Consider the following 5,669-nt stretch of genomic DNA (forward strand, 5'->3'; position numbering starts at 1 on the left):
TAAAGTCCTCCTAGGTATGTTTTGTGGTAAAAACATTGTACCGTAAAAGGAGCTTTATATGACCTTTTATCTTTTACACAATTATATGGACTTTATCAAATTTTGTATCTCACAAATGATGAAAAGTGACGATACTTATCAACCTCCATCATATTATCAATCTGTTTTAGTTCATCTACGGTTAAATTTACCTCTTTTCGAATGTCACGGTACTGTTCAAACATCTTTTTCCCTCACTTTCATCCTTTCTCGGGTAAGACCCGACCCCGTCTGTTATACGGGAAATTTCCTAAAGCCCTTGTTCGGTCTTTGCGAGTTCAGGTATTGTGGTCACAATACCCCAAATCCCCCAGTAAAAAATCAAGACTTGATTTTCTTAGGAATGATATAAGGATAACAAAGATGATTTAGAAAAGTTATCACATTATTAAAATTGAGGGTAAAAAAAAAAGAGAGAGTCAGGCCTCTCTCGAAAAAACACATTTTCTCATTTAAAAATTACTTGAGGGGTAGTAGTCACATTTGAAAGGGATTCTTCAAAAACTTCTACTTCAACTGGTATCGGGAATAGCTCTCCCACAAGAAAAGCCGTTCCAGTTGGTAAATAAGAAAATCTAGATAACTGGTTTTTATTTATATATGGGATTGTTTGTAGAAGATATTCTAAATCAACATTATTTTTAATTCGATGAATAATATAGTTGTTACATTGTGATAAAACTGTTGATGAAAGTTCACTAGGTCTCTGACTAGACAGCAATAAGAAACACCCAAACTTTCTCCCTTCTCGTGCAATCTTCTTAAATACTTCTACTTCATGAAATTGGCTGTTCTCTTTTATTTTCGATATATAACGGTGTGCTTCCTCCAAAATAAATACATTTACCACTCTTTGCTGTAGAGCTAAACTTTTATTCTTAGAAAATTCTTTCTTTAAAACGTAGGTTGTAAAGAATAAAAGTAAATCATCATCCATTTCAGATACCGCATATACAACAGCTTTCGAATTAACACACTTTTCCTCATTTTCAAAAACTTTAGAATATCGTGTCTGTATATTTTTTATTCGAGTTTCAAGAGTACCTGAATATGCACGTGCTTGGCTATTGCCTTTACTTTCTTCGAGAAGAAATACATAATTTAAAGCGATAAGTAAATTTTCAAAGCTATCCACTTGATAGTTAGCTTTTTCAATTTTGAAGCTTAAATAGCTATACTCAACTTCTCCATTTGTAGCTTTTAGTAAATCATCTAGAAACTTTTTTTCATATACTGGAGAAAAATTTCCAAACTGAGGACTATACTTAGAAGTGTCTATACCAGTACCATTTAAAATGCCAATAATTTTAGTCCTTTTCGTCACTGCATCAGTTTGCTGATTAGTATAAAGATTATAAGCAATGAAACATTTCAACCAAGATTCATCTATAGCTTCTGTCAACAAACAATTAGCAATTTTTAAAGCCATCTCAATAATAGGTAGTTGAACTAATTCTGAAGGTTTAACCAAGTTCAACCAATCCTGATGTCCCAAGTTTAATATATTTATACCATAATCTTTCAAGACATTAATAACTTCCATATCTGATAATCGACCATATTCATCATGGACATCAAAAATATGTAATCTTAAATTATCTGAATCTATCTTATTTATTTCTGAAATAATTTTACGTACAGTAGTAGACTTTCCTGAACCTGTGTTACCTAATATAGCACCATGATGTGTCAACAGTTTATTAGGATCAATTTTAGCAACATATCTTTCTTCAATCATGCCAAGCGAAAGACTGTGTTTGAGTTTATTTTCATTGAAAATAATGTTGAATTCTTCAAGAGTTGTTAAATAAACTTTATCTTGCAAAAATGGATACTTCTTTAAATTAAAATCAACAAAATCATTCTTTATCATACCTATCGGAACACATTCGAAGTTTCCTGAATAACTAAACTTTGCGGATTCATCAGTCGATAATGGAAGCTCTTTATCAGAAACTTTTACAACCTGATAAATAAATCTTTCATCAAAACGATTTTTTATTGTTACATAATCAATAACTCCTTTAGCAAGATAAATTTGCCCTTTGAAATTATAATTTAATTTTTCAAAATCACTAACTTCAAAAATCAATCTATTATAAGAAACACTGACGACCTTACCAATACTATTCATTATTGTCCTCCTCTACATCACTCAAAACTTGTTTCTGATAATTCAAGAAGTCTTCCGATATCACATTGAAGTGGTGAGCATTTTTATTATCAAATTGACCACCAATTAGATGTAAATCTCTATTTTTAAATTCTTCATAAAAATCGTTTAACTTACTTTCATTTTTATTCCCAAAAATTATCAGATTAAAATCTTGATTCTTTAAATTTTGTGAAATAATTGTATTAATATGTTCGTCTGAAAAACCATATCCCATAACAATCAAAGTTGTATTTTTCTTTTGCAAACAGTTCGAGAATTCTCTAAATAATTCAGAATAAGGAGCTTGGGCTGTCTCTTTGTGTTTCAACATAGTAGGATAAATAACCACGACATCATCATCCGTTACTTTAGAATTTGACTGATATAAAAATCCATCTTCCCCACTAATCCAGTTTATCGATCCGTGAATCTTATATAAATTCGCTTCTTTAAAGACCGGTTGCCATTTGTCTTTGTATCTGTTAGTATCATCTACTAGCCTAAATTTAAATTGATTTATATCAAATCTCTTAGCTAAAGTAGAGGGGAAACCTGTTGTATAGACTATATTGTTGGCTTCCAAACTGTATTCATTAAAAAGGTCATAATTCGTTGTGAAAACCGAAATTTTTGAACTTCCTTCAGTACGATTTGAAAAAACAATTTTATAGAAATCAGCGTAAGTTTGAAAAACATCTCCCTTATATGAGTCCGAAGCTAATATAGGAATAGAAGCTATAAATTCATCTTTTAAAATTTGAAAAGCATTTAGTAATTGTTCGTTATTAGGACTAAAGTTTAAGCCATTCTGTATCCAGTTTAAAAGAGATTCTATATCGGAGAAAGAACTACAAAAATTTTCATAAATCTCTAACAATTTTTCCTTATCCAACAGCTGATTCTGAATAATATGATTATATAAATCTGCAATTGTTTCCAAACTATGGCTTTCACATAATTGTACAATCACTTCCTTAAGAATCTCTTTATCATCAATACTATTTATTAATAAGTTGACGTTCTTCGTATCCAAAAAAATTTTTATTACACATAATATATCATCATATTTTCCAATTATAGTTTTCATTGTCTGTGACATAAGCGGGATTGCCGGTACAGAACAACCTGAACCAATAAAAAACACCAAATTTTCAGCGGAAAATTGTGCTTTGATAAAACTAGAAATATTTTGTTTTTGTTGCTCTAAATCTAATCCTTCGTTTTCATCTTTTCCTTGATAAAAGTGATAAATTGACATTAATGTGACCTCCAATTAAACTAGTAACCACTTAAGTAATGTTATACTTCTACTTCAATTCTTGCATCTTCTTAACCGTTCCTACCCTACCTCTATCATCTTTTCCTCCGCCTTGCTCCATTTTCCGAAGAGGTATTTTTGTAGAACATCTACAGCTGAACTATCACCAATTTCAGAATCATAGACACATGTTCTATCTCACTGATATATTTGAATCTGGTCAAAGAGTTTATCAGTTTCTAACTCACGTAAGTTATCAACTTAATGCTCCACAATGTCATCATGATGCTCTTTAGACGTTGCTCTAGCTTGAATTGATTCTAAGTCAAAAAGCTCCTCATAGCGGATAAGCGTGCTTAAATAAGACAACTCTGGTTTTGTCGCAATCAATGCCAATGATACTTGGTAGCCTCTTGATGTCAATAGCCGAGCTGTTTTTCGTGGAACTTCTATCGTTCTCAAAGTTCCTTCGATTAACAAATGATAACCTTGTTTATTTAGCTCATCTAAAAGATGTTCCATCATTTTTACTGGAAAACCTTTGGTATAATCCACGCTATCTTTTCCGTATACTTCTTGCAAAGCCAGATAATTCGGCTGTAAAGAGCGGTAGCTGTCACCGTCAATAATGATGATATTACCTTGGAACTCTTTCTGCTTAATACGGTGTATCGTTGTTTTTCCTGCTCCGCTTTGCCCGCCAAGTAAAATTGCCTTTGAGTTAACTAATGTCTCTTTACCACGAGTTAAAGAACGAACGGTCCGTTTTAAGGCTAAGTCAAAGTCATCTTGACTAAATTCTTCTAACCTCATTAAACCTCCACCTGATGACGAGCAAGCTCCAACATGCGCTCAATACCATCCAAATAACCATTATAGCGCTCCACTTCATCAAAAGTATCGACAAGGTAAATCTTAGTATTGATAAGGCTTGACAAATCATCACTCATCAAAATCCAAGGATTGGTCTCATCGTCAAAAGCGACTCCTTGACTATCTTGATAGCGATAAAGTTGGGATAAAATCGCTGCGCCACGCTCTTTGATGACTTCTATTTTCAGCGTCAATTGATAATCTTCTGCAGGTGTTAACATCTTCTCTTCTCTTCTCCTACAATATCGACATAAGACACGTTGAATTTCTGACAAATTCGATCAATGAGTTCTATCGAAACAGAATTTGTCCCATTTTCATAACGGCTAAGGCTATTACGTGAAATCCCCACTATCTTAGCAAACTCTGGTTGTGTCAAATCATGCATTTTTCGTAAGGATTTAATATTTTCTCCAATCATAGCTAGTGACCTCCTATTAGTTACTTTCATTATAGCACAAAACGGATAACGCACTAAAATTGGTGCGTTATCCGTTTTTGGTCTCTTAACCTCCTTAAACTGCTCTATCCGTTTTTCGAGTTACTCAGTCATCAATTTATTCTTAGCTTCAGTGGCTCTTTGTCAAATAGGGTTGATGACGAGGTGAGGTAACCGTATGGTTACTTCGCCTCTTTTTTTAGATCAAAAGATAAAATAAGCAAATGATTGGATCGATTGTATTCAAAATCAGTGTTAAGAAGCAGCAATTTTGGACGAGCGATTTGGCGCATATAAACGCATCATTAATAAAATTCTATTTTTAAAGTGTGAATAATTACGGTAGCCATAAGCATTTTGCTTAAGTCCCTTAATTTTGTTGTTTAATCCTTCAATCGACCCATTAGTTAATTGAGGATAAGTAAAGGTGTTTTGAATATACGTGTGATAGTGTTTAAATGTTCTTAAAACGGTCTTTAATGATTTGGGTAGGGCCAATGTTAGACCATAATTGACCCCATGTTCAAATCGGCCGAATCGAAGGTCTTCAAGCGATTCTCTTAGCTGGTGAATCATCTCATCAGTCATTTTTAATTCATTGCTAGATTCCAAGAGGTAATCAACAATACCACTCGTGTGTGTCAGCCAGTCGAATAGTCGGTAGGGTTGGTATGTTTCATAACGAAGCTGATTCCTTGGCATCAATAGAAGGCGCCAGTAGCGTTTATGCTTGTTATAAAGGCATTTGTTTTTTGTTCAGAAGGTATTCATTACACGAAATCGTGTACGATTTAATTCACGATTTAAAGCTTGAATCAAATGAAATTTGTCGATAATAATCTGAGCTTTTGGAAAAGTCTTTTTAATTAAATCGATGTAAGGACGGTACATATCAATGGTAATCG

At 33.0% G+C, this 5,669-nt stretch carries 2 protein-coding genes and 4 pseudogenes; all 6 read right to left on the reverse strand.

Features of this window, described 5'->3' with window-relative positions; all coding sequences use genetic code 11:
• Nucleotides 1-98: 98 nt before the first annotated feature.
• Nucleotides 99-224 (reverse strand): annotated as a pseudogene (locus L866_RS09880) (SAG1252 family conjugative relaxosome accessory protein); the annotation flags it as partial.
• A gap of 263 nt (nucleotides 225-487) precedes the next feature.
• Nucleotides 488-2,173, reverse strand: coding sequence for an ATP-binding protein (locus tag L866_RS0107810; RefSeq protein WP_025730782.1), 1,686 nt, complete (start codon nucleotides 2,171-2,173; stop codon nucleotides 488-490).
• Complete coding sequence (locus tag L866_RS0107815; RefSeq protein WP_025730784.1) at nucleotides 2,166-3,452, reverse strand: SIR2 family protein; 1,287 nt, start codon at nucleotides 3,450-3,452, stop codon at nucleotides 2,166-2,168. Before L866_RS0107815 ends, L866_RS0107810 begins: the two co-directional genes overlap by 8 nt.
• Nucleotides 3,453-3,533: 81 nt before the next feature.
• Nucleotides 3,534-4,265 (reverse strand): annotated as a pseudogene (locus L866_RS08825) (zeta toxin family protein).
• Nucleotides 4,265-4,746: pseudogene (pezA, locus tag L866_RS09375) on the reverse strand (type II toxin-antitoxin system antitoxin PezA). The pseudogenes L866_RS08825 and pezA overlap by 1 nt, the downstream one beginning before the upstream one ends.
• Before the next feature lie 273 nt (nucleotides 4,747-5,019).
• Nucleotides 5,020-5,655 (reverse strand): annotated as a pseudogene (locus L866_RS09145) (transposase).
• Nucleotides 5,656-5,669: the final 14 nt, after the last annotated feature.

The sequence above is a fragment of the Atopobacter phocae ATCC BAA-285 genome (genome assembly GCF_000526675.1).
Lineage (GTDB): Bacteria > Bacillota > Bacilli > Lactobacillales > Aerococcaceae > Atopobacter > Atopobacter phocae.